Origin of the sequence: Bradyrhizobium sp. CCBAU 21365, from assembly GCF_015291305.1 — a bacterium.
Classification (GTDB): domain Bacteria; phylum Pseudomonadota; class Alphaproteobacteria; order Rhizobiales; family Xanthobacteraceae; genus Bradyrhizobium; species Bradyrhizobium elkanii.
Window position 1 is genome coordinate 469,251 of record NZ_CP030036.1, and the last position, 26,071, is coordinate 495,321.

23 protein-coding genes and 1 tRNA gene are annotated in these 26,071 nt (G+C 65.1%); 4 read left to right on the top strand and 20 right to left on the bottom strand.

Annotated features, from left to right (window positions below):
* Positions 1-10 precede the first annotated feature (10 nt).
* The 11 genes from XI02_RS02215 to XI02_RS02265 all read right to left on the bottom strand — a co-directional run bounded on the left by XI02_RS02215 (position 11) and on the right by XI02_RS02265 (position 10,969).
* The gene (locus XI02_RS02215; RefSeq protein WP_069277291.1) at positions 11-514 is read right to left on the bottom strand and encodes an RNA pyrophosphohydrolase; all 504 of its coding nucleotides are present in this window, start codon (positions 512-514) and stop codon (positions 11-13) included.
* An 81-nt stretch (positions 515-595) separates the two neighbouring features.
* Positions 596-1,810 (bottom strand): divergent polysaccharide deacetylase family protein, encoded by a 1,215-nt coding sequence (locus tag XI02_RS02220; RefSeq protein WP_172646096.1) that lies wholly within the window; start codon positions 1,808-1,810, stop codon positions 596-598.
* A 150-nt stretch (positions 1,811-1,960) separates the two neighbouring features.
* Positions 1,961-3,328 carry a S41 family peptidase gene (locus XI02_RS02225; protein ID WP_018269401.1) on the bottom strand — a complete coding sequence of 456 codons (1,368 nt, stop codon included), beginning with the start codon at positions 3,326-3,328 and terminating at the stop codon, positions 1,961-1,963.
* The gene (locus tag XI02_RS02230; protein ID WP_194483363.1) at positions 3,325-4,719 is read right to left on the bottom strand and encodes a murein hydrolase activator EnvC; all 1,395 of its coding nucleotides are present in this window, start codon (positions 4,717-4,719) and stop codon (positions 3,325-3,327) included. Before XI02_RS02230 ends, XI02_RS02225 begins: the two co-directional genes overlap by 4 nt.
* A gap of 40 nt (positions 4,720-4,759) precedes the next feature.
* Entirely contained in the window at positions 4,760-5,242 is a 483-nt protein-coding gene (gene rlmH, locus XI02_RS02235; RefSeq protein WP_092087094.1) for a 23S rRNA (pseudouridine(1915)-N(3))-methyltransferase RlmH, read from the bottom strand.
* Positions 5,243-5,370: 128 nt separating this feature from the next.
* Positions 5,371-5,739, bottom strand: a complete 369-nt coding sequence (gene rsfS / locus XI02_RS02240) for a ribosome silencing factor (protein ID WP_050386445.1) — start codon at positions 5,737-5,739, stop codon at positions 5,371-5,373.
* Positions 5,740-5,924: 185 nt separating this feature from the next.
* Positions 5,925-6,503, bottom strand: a complete 579-nt coding sequence (locus XI02_RS02245; protein WP_240536761.1) for a nicotinate-nucleotide adenylyltransferase — start codon at positions 6,501-6,503, stop codon at positions 5,925-5,927.
* Between the two features lie 90 nt (positions 6,504-6,593).
* Entirely contained in the window at positions 6,594-7,886 is a 1,293-nt protein-coding gene (locus tag XI02_RS02250) for a glutamate-5-semialdehyde dehydrogenase (protein ID WP_172646094.1), read from the bottom strand.
* A gap of 122 nt (positions 7,887-8,008) precedes the next feature.
* A complete protein-coding gene (gene proB, locus XI02_RS02255) occupies positions 8,009-9,151 on the bottom strand; it encodes a glutamate 5-kinase (protein WP_076834609.1) in 1,143 nt (380 codons plus the stop codon).
* 82 nt (positions 9,152-9,233) lie between these two features.
* A complete protein-coding gene (obgE, locus tag XI02_RS02260; protein WP_038384668.1) occupies positions 9,234-10,283 on the bottom strand; it encodes a GTPase ObgE in 1,050 nt (349 codons plus the stop codon).
* A gap of 206 nt (positions 10,284-10,489) precedes the next feature.
* Complete coding sequence (locus tag XI02_RS02265) at positions 10,490-10,969, bottom strand: MaoC family dehydratase (RefSeq protein WP_172646092.1); 480 nt, start codon at positions 10,967-10,969, stop codon at positions 10,490-10,492.
* A 154-nt stretch (positions 10,970-11,123) separates the two neighbouring features.
* On the opposite strand from XI02_RS02265, the gene XI02_RS02270 reads away from it, so the two are divergent.
* Entirely contained in the window at positions 11,124-12,038 is a 915-nt protein-coding gene (locus tag XI02_RS02270) for a DMT family transporter (RefSeq protein ID WP_016847846.1), read from the top strand.
* A 375-nt stretch (positions 12,039-12,413) separates the two neighbouring features.
* On the opposite strand, the gene XI02_RS02275 is transcribed toward XI02_RS02270, so the two are convergent.
* From XI02_RS02275 to rplU, 3 genes are all read right to left on the bottom strand, one after another.
* Positions 12,414-13,010 carry a GNAT family N-acetyltransferase gene (locus XI02_RS02275; protein WP_016847847.1) on the bottom strand — a complete coding sequence of 199 codons (597 nt, stop codon included), beginning with the start codon at positions 13,008-13,010 and terminating at the stop codon, positions 12,414-12,416.
* Between the two features lie 171 nt (positions 13,011-13,181).
* Positions 13,182-13,451: a 50S ribosomal protein L27 gene (gene rpmA / locus XI02_RS02280; protein ID WP_016847848.1), complete on the bottom strand. Its 270-nt coding sequence runs from the start codon at positions 13,449-13,451 to the stop codon at positions 13,182-13,184.
* A gap of 102 nt (positions 13,452-13,553) precedes the next feature.
* Positions 13,554-14,021, bottom strand: a complete 468-nt coding sequence (gene rplU, locus XI02_RS02285) for a 50S ribosomal protein L21 (RefSeq protein ID WP_016847849.1) — start codon at positions 14,019-14,021, stop codon at positions 13,554-13,556.
* Between the two features lie 456 nt (positions 14,022-14,477).
* Between rplU and XI02_RS02290 the strand changes: the two genes are divergently transcribed.
* Positions 14,478-15,632 (top strand): ROK family protein, encoded by a 1,155-nt coding sequence (locus XI02_RS02290; protein ID WP_172646091.1) that lies wholly within the window; start codon positions 14,478-14,480, stop codon positions 15,630-15,632.
* A 433-nt stretch (positions 15,633-16,065) separates the two neighbouring features.
* Here XI02_RS02290 and XI02_RS02295 read toward each other — a convergent pair whose 3' ends face one another.
* The gene (locus XI02_RS02295) at positions 16,066-16,929 is read right to left on the bottom strand and encodes an alpha/beta fold hydrolase (protein ID WP_172646090.1); all 864 of its coding nucleotides are present in this window, start codon (positions 16,927-16,929) and stop codon (positions 16,066-16,068) included.
* A gap of 313 nt (positions 16,930-17,242) precedes the next feature.
* Between XI02_RS02295 and XI02_RS02300 the strand changes: the two genes are divergently transcribed.
* A tRNA-Ser gene (locus tag XI02_RS02300) sits at positions 17,243-17,332 on the top strand.
* Between the two features lie 136 nt (positions 17,333-17,468).
* On the opposite strand, the gene XI02_RS02305 is transcribed toward XI02_RS02300, so the two are convergent.
* From XI02_RS02305 to XI02_RS02320, 4 genes are all read right to left on the bottom strand, one after another.
* Complete coding sequence (locus XI02_RS02305) at positions 17,469-17,834, bottom strand: hypothetical protein (RefSeq protein ID WP_244980865.1); 366 nt, start codon at positions 17,832-17,834, stop codon at positions 17,469-17,471.
* Positions 17,835-18,815: 981 nt separating this feature from the next.
* Positions 18,816-20,405 carry an ABC-F family ATP-binding cassette domain-containing protein gene (locus XI02_RS02310; protein WP_172646089.1) on the bottom strand — a complete coding sequence of 530 codons (1,590 nt, stop codon included), beginning with the start codon at positions 20,403-20,405 and terminating at the stop codon, positions 18,816-18,818.
* 132 nt (positions 20,406-20,537) lie between these two features.
* Positions 20,538-21,857 carry an Hsp70 family protein gene (locus XI02_RS02315; protein ID WP_172646088.1) on the bottom strand — a complete coding sequence of 440 codons (1,320 nt, stop codon included), beginning with the start codon at positions 21,855-21,857 and terminating at the stop codon, positions 20,538-20,540.
* A 253-nt stretch (positions 21,858-22,110) separates the two neighbouring features.
* Positions 22,111-24,486 (bottom strand): glucose/quinate/shikimate family membrane-bound PQQ-dependent dehydrogenase, encoded by a 2,376-nt coding sequence (locus XI02_RS02320; protein WP_172646087.1) that lies wholly within the window; start codon positions 24,484-24,486, stop codon positions 22,111-22,113.
* 339 nt (positions 24,487-24,825) lie between these two features.
* Between XI02_RS02320 and XI02_RS02325 the strand changes: the two genes are divergently transcribed.
* On the top strand, positions 24,826-25,572 hold the full coding sequence (locus XI02_RS02325) for a class I SAM-dependent methyltransferase (RefSeq protein ID WP_172646086.1): 747 nt from the start codon (positions 24,826-24,828) through the stop codon (positions 25,570-25,572).
* 5 nt (positions 25,573-25,577) lie between these two features.
* Here the strand turns inward: XI02_RS02325 and XI02_RS02330 are convergent, their stop codons facing one another.
* On the bottom strand, positions 25,578-26,066 hold the full coding sequence (locus XI02_RS02330) for an SRPBCC domain-containing protein (protein ID WP_172646085.1): 489 nt from the start codon (positions 26,064-26,066) through the stop codon (positions 25,578-25,580).
* Positions 26,067-26,071: the final 5 nt, after the last annotated feature.

Consider the following 26,071-nt stretch of genomic DNA (forward strand, 5'->3'; position numbering starts at 1 on the left):
ACCTGGCCGGTTACTTGGCTGCGAGACCGGCAAATTCCTTCACGACGCGCTCATAGACCGGACGCTTGAACGGCACAATCAGCGCCGGCAGATTCTTCATCGGCTCCCAGCGCCAGGTGATGAACTCGGCCTTGTGGCCGCCGCCCGGATTGGCGACGTTGATCTCGTTCTCATCGCCGGTGAAGCGCAACGCGAACCACTTTTGCCGCTGTCCGCGATAGCGGCCCTTCCAGGCGCGGCCCGCGACGGTGCGCGGGATATCGTAGATCAACCAGTCCGAGACCTCGCCGAGCTTCTCCACGGACTTGATGCTGGTCTCCTCATAGAGCTCGCGCCGTGCGGCCTGAAACGTATCCTCGCCGGGATCGACGCCGCCTTGCGGCATCTGCCAGACATGCGCGTCGTCGACATGCTCGATGCCGCCCGCACGGCGTCCGATGAAGACCAGCCCTGCTGTATTCAGCAGCATGATGCCGACGCAGGTTCGATAGGGCAGGTCTTCATAACGTGCCATGCTGCCGCTACCTCGCACAGTTCCGGCGCTGCCCGACCCGGCCCCCCGGCAAGGTCTCGAGCAGCACCAACGGATTGATCTTTAGCCCGATTTTGATTTCAGCATCGCCGTTGTCAATGGCACAAGCATAATGCCCTTGGAATCCAGTGTCTTGAGCCAGGCGCCGAGCCGCTCGATCGAGACCGGCAACGCCGAGGCGACGCCCACCGCCGTGCCGCGTTCCTTGGCGATGGTTTCCAGCTTGACCAGCGCGCGGTCGATCTCCGCCGACGTCGGTACCGCGTCGATGGCGAAATCGGCCTTGGCGAACGGCAATGACTGGCCCGCGGAGAGGGTCTGCGCGACGCTGCGCGGCGTGGAACCGTCGTCGAAATAGCTCAGGCCGCGCTTGGCCGCTTCGCGGACGATGGGCTGCATCACGGGATCGGCCGCAACGAACCGGCCTCCCATGAAATTGGCGATCCCGGCATAGCCTTGCAGGCGGCTCAGGTGCCAATAGAAGCGGTCGAGGTTCTGCTCGCTGCTCAGCGTGGTCAGCAGAGTTTGCGGCCCCGGATCGTTGTCGGGATAGTCGAACGGCTCCATCGGGATCTGCAGCAGGATCTCGTGGCGTTGGGTCCGGGCGCGTTCCGCAAGCTTGCCCGGATCGGAGCCATAGGGCGTGAAGGCCAGCGTCACCGCCGGCGGCAGCTTCATGATGGCGTCGGTGGTCTTGGCGGCGCCGACGCCGAGGCCGGCGACCACGATGGCGACCACGGGCATCCGGGCGGCCTTGGCGCGGTCGGCCTCGGCTGCGTAGACGGTGAACGGCTTCAGGCCGTCGGCGACAACAGGGATCATGCCATAGCGTGACTTTTCCAGCAGGCGCGGATCGATGCCGGTCATCGCGAGCGGCGACGTATCGCCATCGGCCTTTTCGGCCGGATCGCCGGCGCCGATCACCACGTCCTGACGCTTGCCGCTGGAGCCGTCGATGATGGTGACGGTTCTCGCGTCGCTGGCTGCGGCCGGCGCCTTGGCGGCGGATTTGGCCACCGGTTCGGCCGCCGCCTGGCTGGCCGGAGCGTGCTTGTCGTCAGCGGCGGCGGGCGGGGGATTGCGGAGCGTGACACGGGCGATCGGTTCGCCGCCGAGCGGGTTGTCATTGAACAGCGCGATGCCGACAAAGCCGACCAGTACGAGCCCGAGCAGCACGGCGAGCGCCTGCATCGCCGTGAACGGCAGGCGAAACCGGCGCGTCCTGCCCACGGTCTGCTGCCCAAGCGGCGTGCTCAGTTCGTCGGCCGCCTCTGCCATGACCCTCCCCGAATCAACAGCGCGAACGATAGCACGATGCGGTGCATTCCCGCGCGCCGGCCTCCCCGTCAAAGCACGGTTACGGGTGGACAGCGAAAGCAGAAAGGGCGGCCCGCGGGCCGCCCTGTTCGCCGAATCGATCGGATGAAATCAGTTCGCGGCCTTGTTGCCCGGCTTGTCGACCGCGGCCTTGTCGCGCGCAGCCTCCGGCGCCGCTGGCGCGCTCGAGGTCGACTTGATGCCGTGCAGCAGGTCGTCGGCCATCTTCAGCGCCTTGTCGTCCTTGGCGTCCGGCGGGACGTAGGACTGCGAGCCGGTCTTCTCGTCGCCGTCGTTCTTCAGATGGCCGCGCAGCGAGGCTTCACCCTTGGTGTCGGTGCGCGCCTTCAGCTCTTCCGGCACGTCCTGCAGCACCTCGATGTCGGGCACGATGCCCTTGGCCTGGATCGACTTGCCCGACGGCGTGTAGTAGCGCGCGGTGGTCAGGCGCAGCGCGCCATTGCCCGAGCCGAGCGGGATGATGGTCTGCACCGAGCCCTTGCCGAACGAACGGGTGCCGACCAGCGTCGCCCGCTTGTGGTCCTGCAGCGCGCCGGCGACGATTTCGGAGGCGGAGGCCGAGCCGCCGTTGATCAGCACGATCACCGGCTTGCCCTTGGTGAGGTCGCCCGGATGGGCGGCGCGGCGCTGGGTTTCCTCGGCATTGCGTCCGCGGGTCGAGACGATCTCGCCGCGCTCCAGGAAGGAGTCGGACACCGTGACCGCCTCTTCGAGCAGGCCGCCCGGGTTGTTGCGAAGATCGATGACGTAGCCCTTCAGCTTGTCGCCGATCTGGCCCTGCAGATTGGTGATCTCCTTCTTCAGGCCTTCGGTGGTCTGCTCGTTGAAGGTGGTGATGCGGATATAGGCGATGTCATCGGCCTCGACGCGCGCACGCACCGAGCGGACGCGGATGTTGTCGCGCACCAGCGTGACGTCGATCGGATTGTCCTGGCCCTTGCGGATGATCTTGAGCTTGATCTTGGTGTTGACCGGACCGCGCATCTTCTCGACGGCCTGGTTCAGGGTCAGGCCCTGCACGGCCTCGTCGTCGAGGGTCGTGATGATGTCGTTGGCCATGATGCCGGCCTTCGAGGCCGGGGTGTCGTCGATCGGCGAGACCACTTTGATCAGGCCGTCTTCCATCGTGACTTCGATGCCGAGGCCGCCGAACTCGCCGCGGGTCTGCACCTGCATGTCGCGGAAGCTCTTGGCGTCCATGTAGCTCGAGTGCGGGTCGAGGCCGGACAGCATGCCGGAGATCGCGGATTCGACCAGCTTGCTGTCATCGGGCTTCTCGACATAGTCGCTGCGCACCCGCTCGAACACGTCGCCGAACAGATTGAGCTGGCGATAGGTGTCCGACGTCGCGGCGCGCGCGCTCGATCCCATCAGCACAGCGCGGGGCTGCGTGACGAAAAGCGTCAGGGCCGCGCCGGTGGCGGCGCTAAGGAGAATTACCGAAGTCTTGCGCATCATCCGCGAACCTTTTCGCCTTCATTTGCGGCCCACCATGGACCTGGATCGATTGGAGTGCCGTCTTTCCGGAACTCGACATAGAGCACTGGCTGGCTCGCATTGGTGGCGAGAATGGATGCAACTTGGGACGTCGACCCCATGGTCGCAACCGGCTCCCCCGCAAGTACAAACTGACCGATGTTTACCGAAATACGCTCCATCCCGGCGATCAGGATATGATACCCGCCCCCGGCATTGAGGATCAAGAGTTGTCCATAGCTGCGGAAAGGACCAGCGTAAACAACCCAGCCGTCACACGGGGTTGTGACCTGCGCGCCCGGCTTGGCTGCCAAAGAAATGCCTTTTTGTACGCCCCCCGCGCCGTCGGAACCGCCAAATTCGCGAATCTTGGTGCCATTCACGGGATAGGAGAACAGGCCTTTGGCCGAGGCGAAAGCGACCGCCGGGCTCATGCGGGCCGGGTCCTTGAGCGCCCCCAGATTCGGCTTGCCGTTAACCGTCGCCGGCGCTCCCTGGAGGCTGGCCGTGGCGGCGGCCTTGGCCGCGCTCTTGAGATCCTGCTCCATCTTGGCGATCAGGGTCTGCAGATTGTCGGCCTGCTTCGATAGTGCGATGGCGCGGGCGCCTTCGGCCTCCATGTCCTTTTCGGCTGCGCTCTGCTGCCGCTGCCGTTCGTCGACCAGCGCCGCCAGGCGGGTCTGGTCTTCCCTCAGCTTGTCGCGGTCGGCCGCCAGCGCGTCGCGCTCGGTCGAGATGGTCTTGCGCAGCGCCACCAGCTCGCCGAGATCGGTCGCAAGCTTCTCGGCGCGGACCCGCAACTCCGGCACCACGGCGCCGAGCAGCATCGCGGTGCGGAGCGATTGCAGCGCGTCCTCGGGCCGCACCAGCAGCGCCGGCGGCGTGCGTCGTCCGGCGCGCTGCAGCGCGGCCAGCACCTCGATCACCTCGGAGCGGCGCGAATCGAGTGAGGCGCGGATGTCGCGCTCACGGCCGTCGAGCGGCTGCAGGCGTGCCTCGGCGTCGGCGATCCGGGTCTCGACGCCGCGCACCTGGCCGGCAATATCGATCAGCTGCTGATTGAGCTTGCTGCGGTCCTGGCCGATCGCGGCGATGTCGGCCTTCAGCTTCTCCTGCAACTCGGTCGCCTTGCGCTGCTGCTCGCGCGCGGCCTCGAGCTCCTGCTCGCGCTGCTTGATGGCGTCGGGCGATGTCTCTGCTGTCGCTGGCGGCGCAGGCTGTTGTGCGGGTGGTGTCGCTTGCCCATGCGCCGCGGCCAGCGGATAGGCGGCGAACATCGCGATCGACAGCGGCAGCGATGCCGGCAGCCAGCGGCGGCGCGCGGCGCCGGCATGCGAAGCCGAATACGAAGCTGTGTCCCGCTTGTGCTGCATTCGCGTGAGTTCAGCGCTTTCGACTGTCCGTCACCACGCCTTACGCGCGATGATAGGGGTGGCCGGCCAAAATGGTCGCGGCGCGATAAATCTGTTCCAGAAGCATGACGCGGACCATTTGATGCGGCCAGGTCGCGGAGCCGAATGCAATTCGCAACAAAGCCTTGCGCTGCAATTCGGGCGAAAGTCCGTCTGCGCCGCCGATCACGAAGACAGTATGCGCTGTTCCCTCGTCGCGCCAGCGGCCGAGCTGCCGGGCAAAGCTCGCGCTGTCGATGCTCTTGCCGCGTTCGTCGAGCGCGACCAGCGCGTGCTTCTCAGGCAGCAATGCGGAGATCGCCGCAGCCTCCTCGGCAATGCGCGCGGCGGTGTCGCGCGCGCGGCTTTCCGCGATCTCGTGGATGTCGAGGCCGCGAAACCCGAGCTTGCGGCCGATATCCTCGAAGCGCTCGCGGTAACGCTCGGCGAGCTCCCGTTCAGGGCCCTGTTTCAAACGGCCGATACAGATCACGACAAGGCGCATACACGCATTTTCCGGCAAAGTGGAAACCGGTTTGCCGCAGAAAACGCGTCAAGTCTATGACTCGCGCGCCTTAGGGCGCGCGCACAAGCTATATGCGCCGCAGCCGATTCGCATCGGCTTCATACCCGTTAGACCGCCGCGACCGCCGGGTTCTGAGTCCACAACCGTTCGAGATTGTAGAACTCGCGTACCTCAGGCCTGAACACGTGCACGATCACCTCGCCGGAATCGATCAGCACCCAGTCGCAATTGGGCAAGCCCTCGACGTGGATGTTCTTGATCCCGTTCTCCTTGAGGCTCTTCGTCACATTTTCCGCGATCGCGCCAACGTGCCGGTTAACCCGGCCCGTGGTGACGATCATGTAGTCGGAATATGCGGATTTGCCCCGAAGGTCGATGGTGACCGTCTCTTCCGCCTTCATGTCCTCGAGGCGGGAGAGGATCAGGCTCAGCGTCTTGTTGGCATCCGGTTTGTCGGCGTCCGGTTGCGCCTGCAAGGCCGCGGTTTTGGTCGATGTTTTACGCGCAGTCTTTGGAACCTTGGGTAAAACAGACTTTGACAATACAGATGTGGCCAGGGACCATTCCTTTCACTGTATCGCGGGTGCCGAATCCTCGGCCCCACGCACCATACTACGCATGTGGGTTAATGGTTTCAATATTCCAGTAACCCTTTTGCGCTTCATGCCGTTCTCCAGCTCCCGTCCGGGTTCCGAAGTCCGGTCGAAGACAGATTGGATTTCATTCCTGTCAGGAACACCCAGGCCGGCGCCCGCTGGTCGGCCAGCCGTGTCGCCTGATTTTCGGGCATGCGATAGCGCGCGAGCGCCTGCGCCGCCGGTGCGGCAAGGGCGCGGAAGCTTTGGGGCGGACGATCGATCACGGCAATCGGCACATCGGACGCGATGCGCCGCCAATCTTTCCAGCGATGAAATTGCGCGAGATTGTCAGCGCCCATGATCCAGACGAAGTGCACGCCGGAGACACGGCGGCGCAAGTGGATGATCGTGTCCACAGTGTAGCTGACGCCGATGACAGCTTCGAGACAGCTGATGTCGATGCGCGGATCGTCGGCAACGCGGCGCGCGGCCTCGGCGCGCTCGGCGAGCGCGTGCAGGCCATCATGGTTCTTCAGCGGATTGCCCGGCGTCAGCAGCCACCACACGCGGTCGAGCTGCAGGCGCTTGAGCGCGAACAGGCTGATGGCGCGATGCGCGGCGTGCGGTGGATTGAACGAGCCGCCAAGCAGCCCGATGCGCATGCCGTTGGTATAGAACGGAAGCGCCTGGGCTGCGGATAACGACACGCTCGATGCTTGCTGCAATGGCTTACCGTGCGCGTGCGACAATGATCACGGCCGCGTCTGCCCGGTGCCGTGGACGCGGTACTTGAAGCTCGTCAGCTGCTCGGCGCCGACAGGCCCGCGGGCGTGGAATTTGCCGGTGGCAATTCCGATCTCCGCGCCGAAGCCGAACTCGCCGCCGTCGGCGAACTGGGTCGAGGCGTTGTGCAGCACGATCGCCGAATCGACCTCGTTGAGAAATCTTTGCGCGGCAGCGGCATCCTCCGTCACGATCGCATCGGTGTGATGCGAGCCGTGATTATGAATATGTGCAATCGCTTCATCGAGGCCGTCGACGATCTTCGCCGAGATGATCGCGTCCTCGTATTCGGTGTCCCAGTCCTCGTCGGATGCGGGCTTCACCCGGGCATCGACGCTTTGCACGACGTCGTCGCCGCGCACCTCGCAACCGGCATCGATCAACAGCTCGACCAGCGGCTTCAGCTGCGTCGCGGCAGCGTTGCGATCGACCAGCAGGGTCTCGACGGCGCCGCAGACGCCGGGACGGCGCATCTTGGCGTTCAGCACGACCGCCTTGGCCATATCGAGCCTGGCGCTGGCATCGACGTAAATGTGGTTGACGCCCTCGAGATGCGCGAACACCGGCACGCGTGCCTCCGCCTCGACGCGCGCGACGAGACTCTTGCCGCCACGCGGCACGATCACATCGATGCCGCCGTTCAATCCCGTCAGCATCAGGCCGACAGCCGCGCGGTCGCGGGTCGGCACCAGGGTAATCGCGGCCTCAGGCAGGCCGGCTTCGCGCAGGCCCTGCACCAGGCAATCATGAATCGCGCGGCAGGAGCGGAAACTGTCCGAGCCGCCGCGCAGGATCACCGCGTTGCCGGACTTCAGGCACAGCACACCGGCGTCGGCGGCGACGTTGGGCCGGCTCTCGAAGATCACGCCGATCACGCCGAGCGGCACGCGGACGCGCTCGATGGTCATGCCGTTCGGCCGCTGCCAGCTTTCGGTGACGGCGCCGACCGGATCAATGATCTCGCGCACGGTGGCGACGCCATCGGCCATGCCGGCGACGCGCGCCTCTGTCAGCGTCAGGCGGTCGACGAAGGCAGAGCTCATGCCGCCCGCGCGCGCCTCGGCGACGTCCTCGGCATTGGCGGCGAGGATGGCCGGCGCATTGGCGCGGATCGCGCGTTCGATCGCGGCGAGCGCCCGGTCCTTCTGCTCCGGCGGCGCCAGCGCGAGCACGCGCGCGGCGGCGCGCGCCTTGGCGGCGAGGTCGGTCATCAGGGCGGTGAGATCGGCGTTGCCGTCGATCGCCTTCAGGGGGGCGCTCATGAAACTACCAGCTTTGGACTAAGGCCATATTCTAGCATGGCAATTGAAGGGTGGCGAGGCGCGGAACCGGCATGGCAGGTGGGCGGCAGGCCGCCCGCTCGGCCAATGGCCTATCCAATGGCCTACTTGGGCGGGATCGCCCCGGCCGGGCCGATCACGAGGTCGTCGCGATGGATCATCTCGGACCGGCCGCTGATGCCCAGAATGGTCATCACGTCGGGCGAAGAGCGGCCCATGATCTTCTCGGCGTTTTCGGCGTCGTAGGCGACCAGGCCGCGGCCGATCTCATGGGTGTCGGGGCCGCGCACCACCACGGCATCGCCGCGGGCGAACTGGCCGTCGACCCGGATCACGCCGGCCGGCAGCAGGCTCTTGCCGGCGCGCAGCGCCGCCACCGCGCCGGCGTCGATGGTCAGCGTGCCCTTCGGCTCGAGCGAGCCCGCGATCCAGCGCTTGCGCGCGGTGACGGGATTGGCCGGGGTCAGGAACCAGGTGCAGCGGCCGCCATCGGCGATCGCAGCAAGCGGATGCTCGATCTTGCCGGACGCGATCAGCATATGGGTGCCGGCCGTGGTCGCGATCTTCGCGGCCTCGATCTTGGTGGTCATGCCGCCGCGCGACAGCTCCGAGCCGGCCGAGCCGGCCATCCCCTCGATCTCCGAGGTGATGCTTTCGACCACCGGGATCAGCTTGGCGTCGGGATCGAGCGCGGGCGGCGCGGTGTAGAGGCCGTCGATATCGGACAGCAGGATCAGAAGATCCGCGCTCGCCATGGTGGCGACGCGGGCGGCGAGGCGATCATTGTCGCCATAGCGGATCTCGGTGGTGGCGACCGTGTCGTTCTCGTTGATCACGGGCACCGCGCCCCATTCCAGCAGCTTGGCGATCGTCGAGCGCGCGTTGAGATAGCGGCGGCGCTCCTCGGTGTCCTGCAGCGTCACCAGGATCTGCCCGGCGCCGATGCCGTGATGGCCGAGCACCTCCGACCAGATTCGAGCCAGCGCGATCTGGCCGACCGCTGCGGCCGCCTGACTCTCCTCGAGCTTCAGCGGGCCGCGCGGCAACTTCAGGCGGCTGCGGCCGAGCGCGATCGAGCCCGACGACACTACCATGACCTCGCAGCCTCGCTTGTGCAGCTTTGCGATGTCCTCGACCAGCGCGGCGAGCCAGGACGCGCGCACCTCGCCGGCCTGCGAGTCGACCAGCAGCGATGAGCCGACCTTGACGACGATGCGGCGAAAGTTCTTGAGCGCGGGGCGTTTCATGGATTCGGTCTGGCAGGAAGGTGGAAGCAATAGACGCCACGATGTGGCTTGGGAAGTCCAGGCGTTGCGCGGCTTGTGCCGTTCAACCCTGCGGAACCGGCGTCGCCCACGGCTCCGCCTGACCCTTGGCCTTGTTGGACACCGGCGCCTCGCCGATCACATCGACCAGCGCGCGCAGCGCATCCTGCACGCCTTCGCCGGTCGCGCCTGACAGCAACAGCGGCGTCTTCTTCGCCGCCCGCTTGAGGCGGTCCTTCTGCTTCTTCAGTTCGTCGGGCGCGACGGCGTCGATCTTGTTGAGCGCGACGATCTCGATCTTGTCGGCGAGATGGCCCTCATAGGCTTCGAGCTCGGTGCGCACCGTCTTGTAGGCCTTGCCGGCATGCTCGCAGGTCGCGTCGACCAGATGCAGCAGCACGCGGCAGCGCTCGACGTGACCGAGGAAGCGGTCGCCGAGGCCGGCGCCTTCATGCGCGCCTTCGATCAGGCCGGGGATGTCGGCCAGCACGAATTCGCGGCCGCCGAAATTCACCACGCCAAGCTGCGGATGCAGCGTGGTGAAGGGATAGTCGGCGATCTTCGGCCGTGCCGCGCTGACCACCGACAGGAAGGTCGATTTGCCGGCGTTGGGCAGGCCGACCAGGCCGGCATCGGCGATCAGCTTCAGCCGCAGCCAGATCCAGCGCTCTTCGCCGGGCGCGCCGGGATTGGCGTTGCGCGGCGCGCGGTTGGTGGAGGATTTGAAATGCGCGTTGCCGAAGCCGCCATTGCCGCCTTCAGCCAGCACGAATTTCTCGCCGAGTTCGGTGAAGTCGTGCAGCAGGGTCTCGCGGTCCTCGTCGAACACCTGGGTGCCGACCGGCACCTTCAGCACGATCGGCTTGCCGTTGGCGCCATGGCGGTCCTTGCCCATGCCATTGGTGCCCTTCTGTGCCTTGAAGTGCTGCTGGTAGCGGTAATCGATCAGCGTGTTCAGTCCGTCGACGGACTCGATGATGACGTCACCGCCGCGACCGCCATTGCCGCCGGAGGGACCGCCGAACTCGATGAACTTCTCGCGCCGGAACGCGACGCAGCCGTTGCCGCCGTCGCCCGAGCGAATATAGACCTTGGCTTCATCGAGGAATTTCATGGTTTTCAACTATAGCGTTTTCAAGCGAAGTGGTCGCCGGTTCGCGTGAAGAAAACGCGTCAAAACGAGAATCGAGAGTGCACCGGTTCTGATCTCATCAGGACCGGTGTGCTCTAGTTAGGGCAGGGTGGCCGCGGCGGCAACCCGGAAAGGCCCTGACTTCAGCGAAAAGCCTTAATTTTCGGGCCTTTTTACGACCCTTGCGGCTAAGCAGGCCGCCGCCGGACCAGGAATTTCTGCATCCCCTCCAGCACCAGCTCGCGGCGTTGGTTGTGCACGGTCGAGCGCAGCGTCACGACGCCGGTGGTCTTGCCCGGCGACAGCTCGATCACCTCCAGCGCGGGGTAGATGGTATCGCCGGCATAGACCGGCTTCAGGAACTTGCTCGATTGCTCGAGGAAGCCGATCAGCGACTCCTCCACGACATAGGGAAACAATCCGGCGCCGGGCGCGGTGTGCACCAGGGTCTGGAAGCCGTGGGCGAGCAGATCAGGCATGCCGCGCGTGCGGCAATATTCGACGTCGTAGTGGATCGGATGGGTGTCGCCGCTGGCGGTCTGGAATGCCGCGAACACGGCCGAGGTCTGGGTCCGGCTCGGAATCACGAAGCGCTCGCCGAGCACGAAATCCTCGAACCAGCGCTGCGCGGGGACCATGCGATGCTGGGTGGGGTCGAATTCGCTCATGCGGCGTTTCCTGCTCTTCTTGTTGCCGGGATCAGCTACCGGTATCGCAGCGACGCAGGTGCGGCAATCCGTTCAATTCGTCATGCCCGGGCTTGTCCCGGGCATCCACGTCTTTAAAACCGGACGACTCGGGAACAATAGCGCAAGTCTGCTCATGAGCCTGTTCGCAAAACTGTCTTCCTACGACGACCGGTCGGCGCGGCTCGCCGGCATCGGCTTGATGCTGCTGTCGATCTTCATGTTCTCGTTCGGCGACGCGATGGGCAAATTCATCGTCGCCACCTATTCGGTCGGGCAATTGCTGTGGCTGCGCGCCTGCGCGGCGCTGCTCGTGCTGCTGCCGATCGTGTGGCAGCGGCGCGCGGATTTCCTGCATCTGGAGCGCCCGTGGCTGCAATTGCTGCGCGTCACGCTGTCGACGGTGGAGGTTGCGGCGTTCTTCCTGGCGACCGTCTATCTGCCGCTCGCCGACGTCATCACCTACTATCTGGCCGGACCGATCTTCGTTACCGCGATGTCGGGCCTCGTGCTCGGCGAGCATATCGGCTGGCGGCGCTGGACCGCGATCCTGGTCGGCTTCTGCGGGGTGTTGATCGCGCTCCGGCCGTCGGCGCAGACGATCAGCTGGCCGGCGATGATCGCGCTTGGCGGCAGCCTGTCGTTTGCGGTGCTGATGCTGATCACGCGCTCGCTGCGCGCGACGCCCGATATCGTGCTGGCGACGTCGCAGTTCGGCGGCACCTTCATCCTCGGCCTCGTGCTCTCGCCGTTCGGCTGGGTGACGCCGTCAGCCGGCAGCCTCGTGCTGTTCTTCACGGCCGGCATCATCTCGGTCGCGGCGCTGCTCTGCGTCAATCGTTCGCTGAAGCTCGCGCCGGCGAGCGTGGTGGTGCCCTACCAGTATTCGATGATCGTCTGGGCGGTGATCTTCGGCTTCGTGGTGTTCGGCGACGTGCCGTCCTGGGCCACCATCATCGGCGCCGCCATCATCATCGCCGCCGGCCTCTACATCTTCGTCCGCGAGCAGCAGCTTGGGCGCCCGGATTCCGCAGTGAATCCGCCGGCGTGATGTTTACCCTCCCCTGGAGGGGGAGGGTCGGATCACATTGAGCGCAGCGAAATGTGAGACGGGGTGGGGTGATCTCTCAACACGGGCAGCATCCGGGTGGAGCGACTGTCACCCCACCCTGCTGCGCATTCCGCTCCGCTGCATGCCCAGCGACCCTCCCCCTCCAGGGCAGGGCAATCGCATGTGGCGTTTGAGGTAATCGGAGTTCCCACAAACTCGTCATGCCCGGGCTTGTCCCGGGCATCCACGTCTTCGTTTCCACGCGAAGAAAAGACGTGGATGGCCGGGACAAGCCCGGCCATGACGGCGCGGAAGAATCGGTTCATTCCATATGCGATTGCCCTGCCCTCCAGGGGAGGGTGAAGACCAGAAGTCTCAGCTCTCCCGCCGGGTCGAGTTGTTCCAGCTCTTCAGCGACGCCCAGACGCCGCGCGACAGGCGGAAGCAGTCGACCGGGCTCGACGAGCCCAGCGCCTCGAAGCGGTGCAGCTCGACGCCGCCCCACTGGAAGCCGCACTTCTCGAGGATGTTGCGCGACGACGGATTGACGACGCGGGCGCCCGAGATCAGCTGGTCGAGATCGAATTCCTCGAAGAAGTAATCGATCACGGCGCGCGCGGCCTCGGTGCCGAAACCCTGGCCCCAATAGTCGACGCCGAGCCAGTAGCCGAGTTCGGCCGATGTCTCCTCGCGCCAGTCGATGCCGACCATGCCGATCGGCGTGTGATTGTTCTCGATCAGGAAAACGGTTTCACGTCCGCCGGCGCCGAGCGCGCGCACGAAGTCGATGGCGTCGTCGTGGGTATAGGGATGCGGCAGGCGGCGGGTGTTCTCCGCGATGCGGCGGTCATTGGCGAGGCGTGCGATTGCTTTTACGTCCGCGAGCGTCGGCTTGCGCAATGTCAGCCGTTCGGTCTCGAGGACGCATGCTCTTGCCTCGCGCAAGGTCGGCGTCGGGATGTCCTGCAACATGTCGAGCTCCTGTGATGCGAAAAATCGATACGCAACGCTTGGAACGTCACGCGCGTTCGAAGTCGAACGCGCGCAACAAAAAAGGGGAGGCCGGTCATCCCGCCTCCCCTTGGAGCCCTTTGCGACTCCGCCGGTTCAACAGGACCCGGCGGACTCATGTGTGTCCACCGTCTACTCGGCCGCCTCTGCCATCGGAATAACCGATACGAACGTGCGGCCGTTGGCTTTGGCACGGAACTCGACATGACCCTCGACCTTGGCGAAGAGAGTATGATCGGTGCCCATGCCGACATTAAGGCCAGGATGCCAGGTGGTGCCGCGCTGACGCGCGATGATGTTTCCGGGGATCACGCGCTCGCCACCGAACGCCTTGATGCCAAGGCGCTTGCCCTTGGAATCACGTCCGTTGCGCGATGAACCGCCTGCTTTTTTGTGAGCCATGGCTCGTCTCCGACTTCGCTTTGATCTCTAGATCAATTCCTTGACGGAATCATTTCACGTTTTGTCACGCTTCACATCTGAAAGCGCGACGATCACTTCTTCTCAAGCCTTGGCCGCGGCCTTCTTGGCCGGAGCCTTCTTGGCGGCCGGCGCCTTTGCGGGCGCCTTCTTCTTGGCCGCCTTCGGCGCGGCGTCCTCGCCATCGGCGGGCGCTGCGACCTTTTCCTTCTTCGGCCGCGGGCCGACGGTCGGCTTGGCGTTATCGGCGAGGATCTCGGTGATGCGAAGCACCGTGAGCTCGTCGCGATAGCCGCGCTTGCGGCGTGAATTCTTGCGGCGACGCTTCTTGAACGCGATCACCTTGGCGCCGCGCTTGTGCTGCAGCACTTCGGCTGCAACGGATGCGCCTGCCACGGTGGGCGTTCCCAGCACCGGCGTATCACCGCCGAGCACCAGAACTTCGCCAAGCTGCACGATCGTGCCGACATCGCCGGCGATCTTGCCTATCTCGAGTACATCATTCGGAACGACGCGGTATTGCCGGCCGCCGGTTTTGATGACTGCGAACATCGTTTGATTCCTTCGTGTTCGATCCCGGCCTCGGACGGTTCGCCCGGGTCGGCTTTTTGTTCAGTCGCTATGGGTTGCGTGTCTCGTGCGAAGGGAATGAATTCCCAAATGGTCCGCACAAAAACAATCGGCGCGAGAAATCCCCGCGCCGGATGGGGGGACTTATAGCCGCAAACGACCGAGAGTCAAGGTAAAGCAGGGCAAAACCCGGCCAAAAATGAAGGGTTTGGCATGGTTTTGGCCCGAATCGGCGGCCAAGCCGACGCTTGGTCGCGGCCAGGCTGGCGGTCCGTTTGGCGCCGTATGGTCTGGAGCGGGCTGGCCCAGCGTGACCGCCGCACCCGTGGAGCCGGTCTTGCCGCCAAACCCGTCCATCAAATGGCGCCGGCGCGCGCTGCAAGCAACCAATTGGGTTCCCCGCCGTTAACGACCCGACCTCAAGACGGGCAAGGGCGAATGGCCGACGACGCAGGATTGACCACGGGCATCGCGCACCACGGTGCCGCGCGGCTGCCGTCTGTCGACATCGACAGCTTCAACATCGAGCTGAAGGACGACGAGGGCTTTCTCGGCGATCGCGCCTCCAAGGGCGCCTTCCGCAAGATCCTCGACCGCTGGCGCAAGCCGCTGCGCAAGTCGGACGAGGATCCGTTCGGCGACGAGCCGTCGGACAAGATCAGCAAGAAGAAGCTCGACGAGCTGCTGGTCGGCGACGACACCGAGGCCTCGGCGGTCGTGCATAGCGCGATCGAGGAGTTTGCCCAGGAGCTCGCCTATGTGACGCGGCGTTTCCTCAACACCAAGGCCTGGGCCAGGACCGAGCGCATCGTGGTTGGCGGCGGCTTCCGCGACTCCAGGCTCGGTGAGCTCGCCATCGCGCGCACCGAGATCATCCTGAAGTCGGAGGACTTCAAGGTCGATTTGCTGCCGATCCGCTTTCACCCCGACGATGCCGGGCTGATCGGCACGCTGCATCTGGCGCCATCGTGGATTTTCGAGGCCCATGACGGCGTCCTCGCCGTCGACATCGGCGGCACCAATATCCGCTGCGGCGTTGTCGAGACGCGCTGGAAGAAGGCGCCCGATCTCTCCAAGGCGGCGGTCTGGAAATCGGAGCTGTGGCGCCACGCCGATGACGAGCCGACGCGCGAGGGCGCGGTGAAGCGGCTGGTGAAGATGCTGAAGGAGTTGATTGCCGCCGCCGAGAAGGAGAATCTCAAGCTCGCGCCGTTCATCGGCATCGCCTGTCCCGGCGTCATCAATGAGGACGGATCGATCGAAAAGGGAGCGCAGAACCTGCCCGGCAATTGGGAGAGCAGCAAATTCAACTTGCCGGCGAGCCTGGTCGAGGCGATCCCGCAGATCGGCGATCATGACACCGCGATCGTGATGCATAATGACGGCGTGGTGCAGGGGCTGGCCGAGGTCCCGTTCATGCAGGATGTCGCGCGCTGGGGCGTGCTGACGATCGGAACCGGGCTTGGCAATGCCCGCTACACCAATCGCAAGAAAGACAACGGCAAGGACGAGAAGAAGGCCGAGAAGAAAGAAAACGACGAGAGCGAAAAGAACGGGAAAAAGGCCAAGAAGGCCAAGAAAGCCGATGCCTGAGCCGTGCGGGCTCGGCGATCGCGCGCGCTCCATCCGTGCTACTGTCTGCCTTCTCCTTCCCCCTGAAAGGGGGAAGGTCGGGATGGGGGTCAGCCGCAGGCGATGCTGTTTGCGGAGAGAGCAGATCCCCACCCGCTTTGCTCTGGCGAGCAAAGCGACCTCCCCTTTTCAAGGGGAGGTAAGCCTGCGTAGCCCCGGATGCAGCGAAGCGAAATCCGGGGCACCTCCATCCGCAGATCCAGCGGCCCCGGATTACGCGCGGTAAGGTTGATCGGTTAGGTTAAGATCGGGTTCCCGTTGCCGTTTCGACGTCGCTCGCTACCGTGGCCCGTGTCGCTCCCGCCGACCGGCGAAGCCGCACTTCCCGGCCAGCAATATTAAGAAGCGGCACGGGACCGCCAGTTTTTGTCGCGTCCTGGCGGTCCCACCACTTCTACTTCCAATTGATCCGCGCGAAGAAGCCGGCGATCTCGGCGGCCGCGCGGTCGGGGTCCTCGCGATGCGGGAAATGCCCGACATCGGGAAACATCCCAAGGTCCAGATCGGAGAAGGTCTCGCCCAGCCGGTCGGTCCAGGCATAGGGAAACAGCGGGTCGTGCTCGGCCCAGCGAATGCAGGTCGGCACAGTGATCGGCGGCAGCGCCGGGGCCTCGCCCTGCATCATCTTCACGCGCGCGGCATGTGACGCGCGATAATGCGCAAAGCCGCCGGCGAGATTGCCGGGCTTGCAGAAATTGTCGGCGAAATCCTCGATCACGTCGTCGAACGCAGCCTTGCGGTGCGACCAGTGGTGCAGGAAATGACGGATATAGGTGCGGCAGCTGTCTCTGCTGGCGCCGACCAGCGCGGGCGCCATCTCCATCTGGTGGAACGACTGGTACCAGATGTGGTTCAGCCGGTCGGGCGCGGCCATCCGCGGCCCGATGCCGGGATAGACGAAATCGAACAAGAACAAGCCGGCGAAGCGGTCGGGCGCCTTGCGGGCGAGGGGCTGCATCACGGCGCCGCCGACGTCGTGGCCGACCACGCCGGCCTTGTCGACGCCGAGCGCGTCCAGCAGCGCCAGCATGTCGTCGGTATGCTGATCGGGGCCATAGGCGCCGTGCGGCTTGTCGCTGTCGCCGAAGCCGCGCAGGTCGGGCGCGATCAGGGTGTAGCGGTCGGCGAGGCGGGCCATCACCGGCTTCCAGGTCAGCCAGAATTCCGGCCAGCCGTGCAACAGCAGCAGCGGCCTCCCAGCGCCGGTCCGCGCGACGTGGAACGCCGCACCATTGGCTCGAATCGTCACATGCTCCATGGCCCGCTCCTGCTCCGGCTGGTTCGCTCGCGTGCCGATCGAACCAGAACCGTTCTGCTAGACCTTCGGTTCTGATTGAATCAGAACCGAAGCTCTGGATTCTTGTTCTGACGCGTTTTCTTCACGCGAACCGGTCTCCACTTCGCTCGAAAACGCTCTAGTGCTTTGTTTCCGCGCGCTTTCCTGGCGTATCCCGGTGCTTCGGTGGCGCGAGGCACGGGTGACGGAAATATTATTGCAGCGCCTTGTCTGTCCCGCCATCCTCGCCTAGAACACGCCCCGACCGCGGGTGGCGCAAATCACCCGGGCCATCGGAGAGGTGGCAGAGTGGTTGAATGCACCGCACTCGAAATGCGGCATAGGTGCAAGCCTATCGGGGGTTCGAATCCCTCCCTCTCCGCCATCTAACCAATCGATCCGACCCCGCCAAAGCATCCGGCTGCGCCGGACCAGGAGGACGCGGCCGGTCGTCGCGACCCGGTCCGCGGCGCGCGATTGTCAGCCAATGACCCAGCGCGCGGGTGCTTCGAGGGGTGCGATCAGTTTCGTCGCCCCGTCATATCAGGCACATTTTGCAGCTTGTCCGGATTGCGGGTCACATAGATCGCAACGACCTTTTGTTCTTCGATATGCAAGGCTGTCGTTTGAACGAGGTCGTCCTCGATGGTGATGAAGCCCGGCAATCCGTTGATGGTCGCGTAGCGAATCAATCGTGAGGGATGCACGGCAAAGAGCCGGGCGAGCGCGGCGAAGCGCTCCATGGCGGCTTCGAGCCCGACCAGAGGTCGGATAGGTGCCGGAACCGGGCCGCCGCCATCGCTCTCGATCAACGCGCCCTGGTTGAGAATGCGGTTTTCGTGCGAAAGCTCGAAGAGGCAATCCCGCTGCTCGATGCGGGATACCACATACGGATGGCCCGTAAGGGCATGCGCACCTCACTCATTGGCAAGGACAGCCTCATCATCGAGTAAAGATGTGGCAACCAGTTTACTCGAGCCGTTGCATCGGTGTCGGCGACCTTTCTCGTGTGGTCAGCCGAAGCAAACACTACCCTTGAAACGGTCCTCTAGATTCGCGGGTATGGCCGTAGGCGCTATGATAGACGATGGCGATCAGGGTACGACCGCCTCCGGTTCCGAGTGTGTGCATGGTGTCCTCTGCTGCTGCCATTGCCGAAGCCAAGACAAGGCAGCGCGTCGAAACGTGACATGCCCTGCGAACTTTCGTCCGGAGGATGTTGCTCCAATTGACCGCCGCGCGGGCCGGAGCGGCGGCCGCCGGCTCCTTTGCATGGGGTTGTTTTCGATATTTTGGTGGGAGCCGGCCTTCGGGTCGCCTCGGTAACCTTAATTTTTCGTTTCGATTGTCGATAAAGTTTTATCGATTATCCTCGTGGCCATTGAGCGGTGTGACGAACCGCACGATGAGCGGCAACAGCCGAGTGGCTGGACGACCGCTCTGAAATCGAAGGGTGGGCAGAGCGCAGTGCCAGCCACCTTTCGGGCTGTCCGGCGGCGGCCGGCGGGGCAAATCAATTTTGAAGTGCTTTTGATTGCCAGGTTGCGGCGCATATCGCTCCGCATGAAGCCTTTCAATTGGGATGTTCCAAGATGACGCTCGCGCATGTCCTGATCGCGGTTTTGCCCTTTGGAGAAACGCGCTCCATTCGACGGCGCGGATTTAGCAACAGACCAGATTCAGCTCCGACGGCCTCGCGCTTGGGGACAAGCGAGGCTGGCGGAATGGCCGCACCGCCGCGCGGCCTGACAGCCGGGCACCGCGCCTTACGACCTACCCCAAGGCGACGCGTGCTCGGCTGTTCAATTCCTGACTGATCTTCGTCGTTCGAGCATTGATTGCGTAACGGCAATTTCTCGCTCTCCGCGTCACCTCCACGACGCGAGATTCAGTCTGCGCGTGATCGCGATGGCCTCGAGGAAGGCCTCGTCGTGGCTGACGACCAGCAGCGCGCCGTCATAGGCGCGCAAGCCGGCCTCGACCGCTTCCATGGATTCGATATCCAGGTGATTGGTCGGCTCATCGAGGATCAGGAGAGGCGGAGGCCTCACGCCGCCCAGCACACAGGCGAGACCGGCGCGCAGCAACTGGCCGCCGCTGAGGCTCGCGACGGGCTGCAGCGCGGCATCGGCGCGGAACATGAATCGCGCCAGCGCCGCGCGGCAGGCGTTCTCGCCGGCATCCGGATTGATGCGCCGGAAATTCTCCAGGATCGAGGCCGACGCATCGAGCAGGCTGACTGCCTGATCGAACATCGCGAACCGGGTCATCACCTCGACGGTGCCGCGCGCCGCGGTCAATTCGCCGCTGACGAGCTTGAGCAGCGTCGTCTTGCCGGCGCCGTTGGGGCCGGTGATCGCGACGCGCTCCGGACCCGACATGGAGAAGGTGACGTCACGCAGGATCGGCGCATCCGTGCTGTAGCCGACATCGGCCGCGTCGATCCGCAGCACGATCCTGCTCGCCGGCAGATGCGTCGAGGGCAGCTGCACCGAGAACGGTTGCAGCACCTCGATGCGCTGCCGCGCCGCGCTGGCAAGTTCGAGCGCTTGCGTCCGCCGCCGTTCGGCGAGACGGGCGTTCTCGCCGCCGCTGTCTTCGCTGCGGTCCTTGCGCAGCCCGGCGGCGATGCGCGGGAGATCGCCCTTGGCGCGCTTCCTTGCGCCTGCGCCGTCCTTGCGCGCCTTCCGTTCGTTGGCTTCTCTTGTGTTGCGGTCGATCTCGGCGACGCGCTTTTCGGCATCCGCCAGATCGTGCCGTGCTGCCGACAGCTCGATGGCCTTGCGTGCGCGGTACGCGCTCCAGTTGCCGCCGTAGCGCCTGGCTTGCAGCGAGGTCAGTTCGATGATCGCGTCCATCGTCTCCAGCAATTCGCGGTCGTGGCTGACGACGATGGCGCCGTGTCGCCAGTCGGCGAGCAGGTCGATCACCGCCTTGCGTCCCGCACGGTCGAGATTGTTGGTGGGCTCATCCAGCAGCAGAAAGTCGGGCTGCGCGAAGGTCAGGGCCGCGAGCCGTGCCCGGGTGGCCTGTCCGCCGGACAGCGTCGCCAGCGGCGCGTCGAGCGCATCGCTCAGTCCGACGCGCCCGAGCGCGGTCGCGATGCGCGTGTCGAGCGTCCAGTCGAGGTCGGCGATCTCCTCCGTGCTCGCAAGGCCCTGTTCGGCACGACGTAGCGCGACCAGTGCGCGGCGCGCGCCGAACAGATCGACGACGCGTTCATCCGGCTTCAGCTGAACCGTCTGATGCAGCATCGCGACGCGTCCCTGAACCGAGATGGTGCCGGATTGCGGCGCGCGCACCCTCGCGATCAGGCCGAGCAGCGTCGTCTTGCCGACGCCGTTCCTGCCGACAAGGCCGGTGCGTTCGGGTCCGAAATTCAGATCGATATTGGAAAGGAGAACCCGGCCGTCAGGCGCGGACAGGGTCAGATGAGAGAGCGCGATCGATGCAGGCATGGATATCCCCGAGGGCAAGGCTGATGGGCGTTGCTGTGAGGGTGAAATCCATGGTCGTCGGCATCCTGTCGGATTGATGATTGAACTGATGTAGTCGCCTGTGAAGGCAGGATCAAGGCGCGAAGCGTATTGTCACGCGGCTTCGGCGAAGGTCCAGCGGTCGGGATCGGGCGTATGGCCGATCAAGGCGAGGCCGTAGGCGATCGATTCGAATTGATCCGCCGAGGTCAGCCGTGCCGCGCCGAAGCGCTCGGCGAACAGCCGCTGAACGGCCGGCACGAACGATGTGCCGCCGGTCAGGAACACCTTCTCGACGTCGCGCGCGGTGATGTCGGACTTCGCCAGCGCCTCGTCGACCGTCGCGCCCAGCCGTTCGATGTCGTCGGCGATCCAGGATTCGAAATCGTCACGCGTCACGGTCGCGCCGATATCGATGCCTTCGCGGGCGAAGCGGAACTCGACGCGGTCGCGACTCGACAGCGCGACCTTGGTGTCGGACACGGCGCGATAAAGCGCGAAGCCGAGATCGTGGTCGACGATGGTGATGAAATCGTGCAGCGGCGCCGGATCGAGCGCGGTGCGCGCGAGCTGCTGCAACTCGCGCAAATCGCCATTGCCCCGCATCATCGCCAGCTGATGCCAGCGGGCGAGGCTCGAATAATAGTGATTGGGGATCGGCAGCACCTTGTCGAACGAGCGGTAGCTGGTGCCCTTGCCGAGCCGCGGCGAGACGATATGGTCGACGATCCGGTAATCGAAGGTGTCGCCGGCGATGCCGATGCCGGCATGTCCCAGCGGCTCGGCGCGCAGCACGCCGCCCTTGCGCGAGAACCGCATCACGGAGAAGTCGCTGGTGCCGCCGCCGAAATCGGCGACCAGCACCGTGGCGTCGTGGTCGAGTGTGCGCGCGAAGGAGAACGCCGCCCCCACCGGCTCGTAGACATAGCGCGCATGGCCGGCGCCGAGCCGCTCGAACGCGGCCCGGTAGCGCTGCATCGCGAGCTCGTCATTGGGATTGCCGCCGGCAAAGCGCACCGGTCGGCCGACCATGATGGTCGGCGCGCCGAGATCGAATCCGTCGCCGGCATGGCGCGTCAGCGTGCGCAGGAACGCCGCGAGCAGGTCCTCGAATTTGTAGCGTTGCCGGAAGATCTGGGTGGTGTTGAAGGCCGAGCTTGCCGCGAACGTCTTGAACGACTGGATGAAGCGATGGATCGTGCGTCCCTCGAGGAACTGCTCGATTGCCCACGGGCCGCCCTCGGCGCGCGGATGCAGGCCGGCGCCCGGCCGTTCCTCCCAGAAGCACAGCGCGGACACATAGACGCTATGCGTGCGGCCGCCATGGTCGAAGCGAACAGCCTCGACGCGGCCGTCGCCGTCGGACAGCGCGACCACGGTGTTGCTGGTGCCAAAATCGACGCCAATCGAGACAGCGGGCGGGGCGCTCGACATGTCATGCTCGGATTGTCTGTGAAAGGGGGCGGACCTTTAGCGGCTTTGGCCGGATTTGCCAACCCGTCTGGACGCTATCCTGCTGGGCCAGTTCCGCCTCCCCTTGGAAAGGGGGAGGTCGCTTTGCTCACCAGAGCAAATCAGGTGGGGATCCGCTTCCTCCGCAGCGAGCATCGCCTGCGGCGGACCCCCATCCCGACCTTTCCCCTTTCAGGGGGAAGGAGAAGGAAAATGACGGCCCCGATGAAGCGGCTCACTCCTTCAATGCGTAGGCGATGACGTAGTCGCCGCGCTTGGTGCCGAACGAGCCGTGGCCACCGGCCGCGGTGACGACGTATTGCTTGCCGCCAGCCTCGTAGCTCATCGGCGTCGATTGGGCGCCGGCTGGCAGGCGATCCTCCCAGAGCACCTTGCCGTTGCGCACATCGTAGGCCCGGATCGTGTACTCATAGGTCCCGGTGTAGAACGCAACGCCGCCGGCGGTGGTGATCGGACCGCCCAGCATCGGCACGCCCATCCTGAATGGAAGCGGCAGCGGCGTGGTGTCCCGGATCGTGCCGTTGGGATGCTGCCAGACGATCTTCATCGTCTTCAGGTCGATTGCGGCCATCGAGCCCCATGGCGGCCGGTAGCACGGCACGGAGAAGGGCGAGAGGAAGCTCGAGATACCCACCCCGAACGGCGTGCCATACATCGGCTGCACCCCGACCTCGCTGCCGACCGGCTTCTCGGCGGTCGGCGCCGGAGGATTCTGCGGGCCGCGCGGAATGAGTCTTGAGGCGAACGGCAGCGACATCGGATTGGCGATCGCGATCTGCCTGACAGGATCGACCGCGATGCCGCCCCATTCGAACATGCCGAGATTGCCCGGAAAGACCAGCGTGCCCTGCAACGACGGCGGCGTGAAGGTGCCTTCGTAGCGCAAGCGGTGGAACATGATCCGGCACAGCAGCTGGTCGAAGATCGTGCCGCCCCACATGTCGGCGCCGGTCAGCTTCGCCTCCGGGCGGAAGGTCAGTTCGGAGAACGGCTGGGTCGGTGCCGAGCGGTCGCCGGGCGCCGGCCCTTGCGGCACCGCGCGCTCCGGCGCCGGCACGATCAGTTCGCCGGTCCTGCGGTCGAGCACGAAGATGTTGCCCACCTTGGTCGGCTGGATCAGCGCGGGAACGACGCCCTTGGCCGTCGTCACATCGACCAGGCTCGGCTGCGAGGGAACGTCCATGTCCCAGAGATCGTGATGCACGGTCTGGTACGACCAGGCGCGCTTGCCGGTGTTGACGTCAAGCGCGACGATGGCGCTGGAATAGCGCTCGACCAGCGCATCGCGATTGCCGCCCCAGATGTCCGGTCCGTTGTTGCCGGTCGGGATGTAGACCAGATTCAATTTTGGATCGAACGAGGCCGTGATCCAGGAATTCGGTGAGCCGTTGGTGTAATGCCGCGTCGGCGACGGCAATGCGTTCTCGTCCGCCGCGCCGGAATCCCACGCCCAGACCAGTTTGCCGGTGTAGACATCGAAGCCGCGGATCACGCCCGACGGCACCTCGACCGCATAATTGTCGATCACCGCGGCGGCCACGACCAGGATCTTGTCGCTGACGACCGGCGGCGACGTCGGCTCGAAGAAGCCGGCGGTCTTGATTCCCATCCCCTCCTGCAGGTCGAGGATGCCGTGATCGGCGAAACCTTCGCAGAGCTTGCCGCTGTCGGCATCGAGCGCGATCATGCGGCCGTCATTGACGGGCAGGAAGATCCGCCGCGGGCATTCGGCCGGCGCTGGATTGCCGCTGCTGTCGACGGCGCCCTGCGCGGTTTCATGATAGGAGACCCCGCGGCAGGTCATGTGCTGGAACGTCTTGTTGTGCACGAGCTTGGGGTCGTAGCGCCAGCGCTCCGTGCCGGTCTTGGCGTCGAGCGCGAACAGCACCTGGTGCTGCGAGCAGAGATAGAGCGTATCGCGCACCTTGATCGGGGTGACCTCGAAGGTCGTCTCGCCGGAGTCCTCCGGCGTCGGCACATCGCCGGTGCGGAAGGTCCAGGCGACCTTGAGGTTGCCGACATTGTCAGGCGTGATCTGCTTCAGCGGCGAATAGCGCTGTCCGAATTGCGTGCGTCCATAGGCGCGCCAGTCGCCGTCCGGCTGCGGGTCGGCTTCGCTTTGCGGCACGGCAGAGCCGGACTCGGCCATCGTGCCGTTGATGTCGTGATAGCTGGACAGCAGCCCGGCGATGAGCACCGCCGCAGCAGCGACGACGCCGATCCAGAGCGGCGCCGTCGCGCGCATGTAAGGCACCGGCCCGCTTCTTGTCAGGGCGCGAACGATCACCGGCGTGAGCAACCAAAGCGCCATCGGGAAGACGACGTCGCCACGCGCCGCGAGCGGCCACCAGTCGAACCGCACCTCATAGACGGCCCACGCCAGCGTGCCGAGCAGCACGATCGCAAACAGCCATAACGCCTGATGGCGTTGCGCCAGCAGCAGCATAGCCGTGGCGAGAACGCCGACGCCGAGGATAATGTAGAAGATGGATCCACCCAATGCGGCGAGCCAAATGCCGCCGCCGGCGAGGACGAGGCCGATCAAGGCGTAGACGATCGCCGTGATGAAGACTGCCCTGGATCGCTGCATGGTCGCTCCGGTGCGGGGCGGGATCGGGCTTGTCCCGCACAAGCGCGACAGACCGCGTCCGCCATCGCGAACTGTCGTTCAGCCAACCGCAACTTGCAACCTGGAACTGCGGCGTTGACGCAACACAAGCGCGTAAAGGTTGCCATGCGAAACCCGCCGAAGCCAATCATTCAAAATGCGTGCACCTTCAACAGGGAGCAGCGGAGCTGCGCGCTGACGCAAAGGTGAGAGGTCTTCAGCCGATTTTGAATCGACGCGCTCTTCCAGTCCTGTGCAGGCGCTGCTCTATACCGTTCCGCGGATCGCACCGCGGACGGTTGGCACGCAGGAGAAGCAACAATGACACTGAACCCCACTGCCGAGAACTATCGTGTCGCGGTCGCCGCCTACGAGGCGGGCCGACCGAGCTACCCTGCGGAGATCGTCGCCGCGCTGCCGCTTGCGGCCGCGCGCTGTGTCGTCGACCTCGGTGCCGGAACCGGCAAGTTCACCCGCCTGCTGCAGCATTTGCCCGCGACAGCGCACCTCGTCGCGGTCGAGCCGGTCGCCGAGATGTCGGCCAGGCTGGCCAGGGAAGCCGGGGTGGAGGTCATCAACGCGCGCGCCGATGCGATCAACCTCGAAACCGGCGGCGTCGACCTCGTCACCTGCGCCCAGGCGTTTCACTGGTTCGACAACGAGGCGTCGGTCGCCGAGATCGCGCGGCTGCTGCATCCCGGCGGGACGCTTGCGCTGGTCTGGAACAACCGGGATGACCGCACGCCGTGGGTCGAGGCGTTGTCCGTCATGATCGAGGGCTATGCGGGCGACACGCCCCGGCAACGGACCGGACGCTGGCGCTGGATCCTGAAGGACCCGCGCTTCGTGCTCGAGAGGGAAATCGTGCAGGACCATCCGCACCGGATGAAGCGACGGGATGTCTTCGAGCGCATCGCATCGACGAGCTATGTCGCCAATCTTCCCGATGTGGAGAAGGCGATCCTGCGCGAGAAGACCAGCGGCATCCTCAGTGAGGCCGGTCTCGGCGACGCCGACGAAGTGGTGTTCCCCTATGTCACGCAGCTCTTCCTGCTGAAGCGGGCCTAGGCGCGCTACTGCGCGGCGCGTCCTTGCTCGACCGCGTGCTTCAGGCGCGGCAGCGTCATGCGCCAGTAGAAGGCAACGTGTTTGGCGCCTGAGTCGGGCCCGATTTCCCAGCCGTTTCCGCGGCGGATCGGCGAAGGCGGCACCTGCTGGGTGACGGTCAGCACCGTTTCGCCGCCGTCAGGCACGAGCGTCATCGTGATCGTCGCATAGGATTGCGGAACATCCGGCAGGCCGGAGACCTGCGACCAATAGGAGTATGCGAGCCGCATCGGCGGCTCGACATGGAGGACGCGGCCCTTGTCGCGATAGCGCTTTGCGCCGATCTCCGCCTCGATGTCGATCGGCGCGCCGATCCGCCAATCGGTCCTGAAATGCGCATTGCGCCATCTCACGCCCGCATTGGGGTCCATGATCGCGTCCCACACATGCTTTGGCTCGGTAACGATGCGGATCGTTTCGGTGACGGACTGGAAGGCCGGGGGCTCGTGCGTCATCGCAT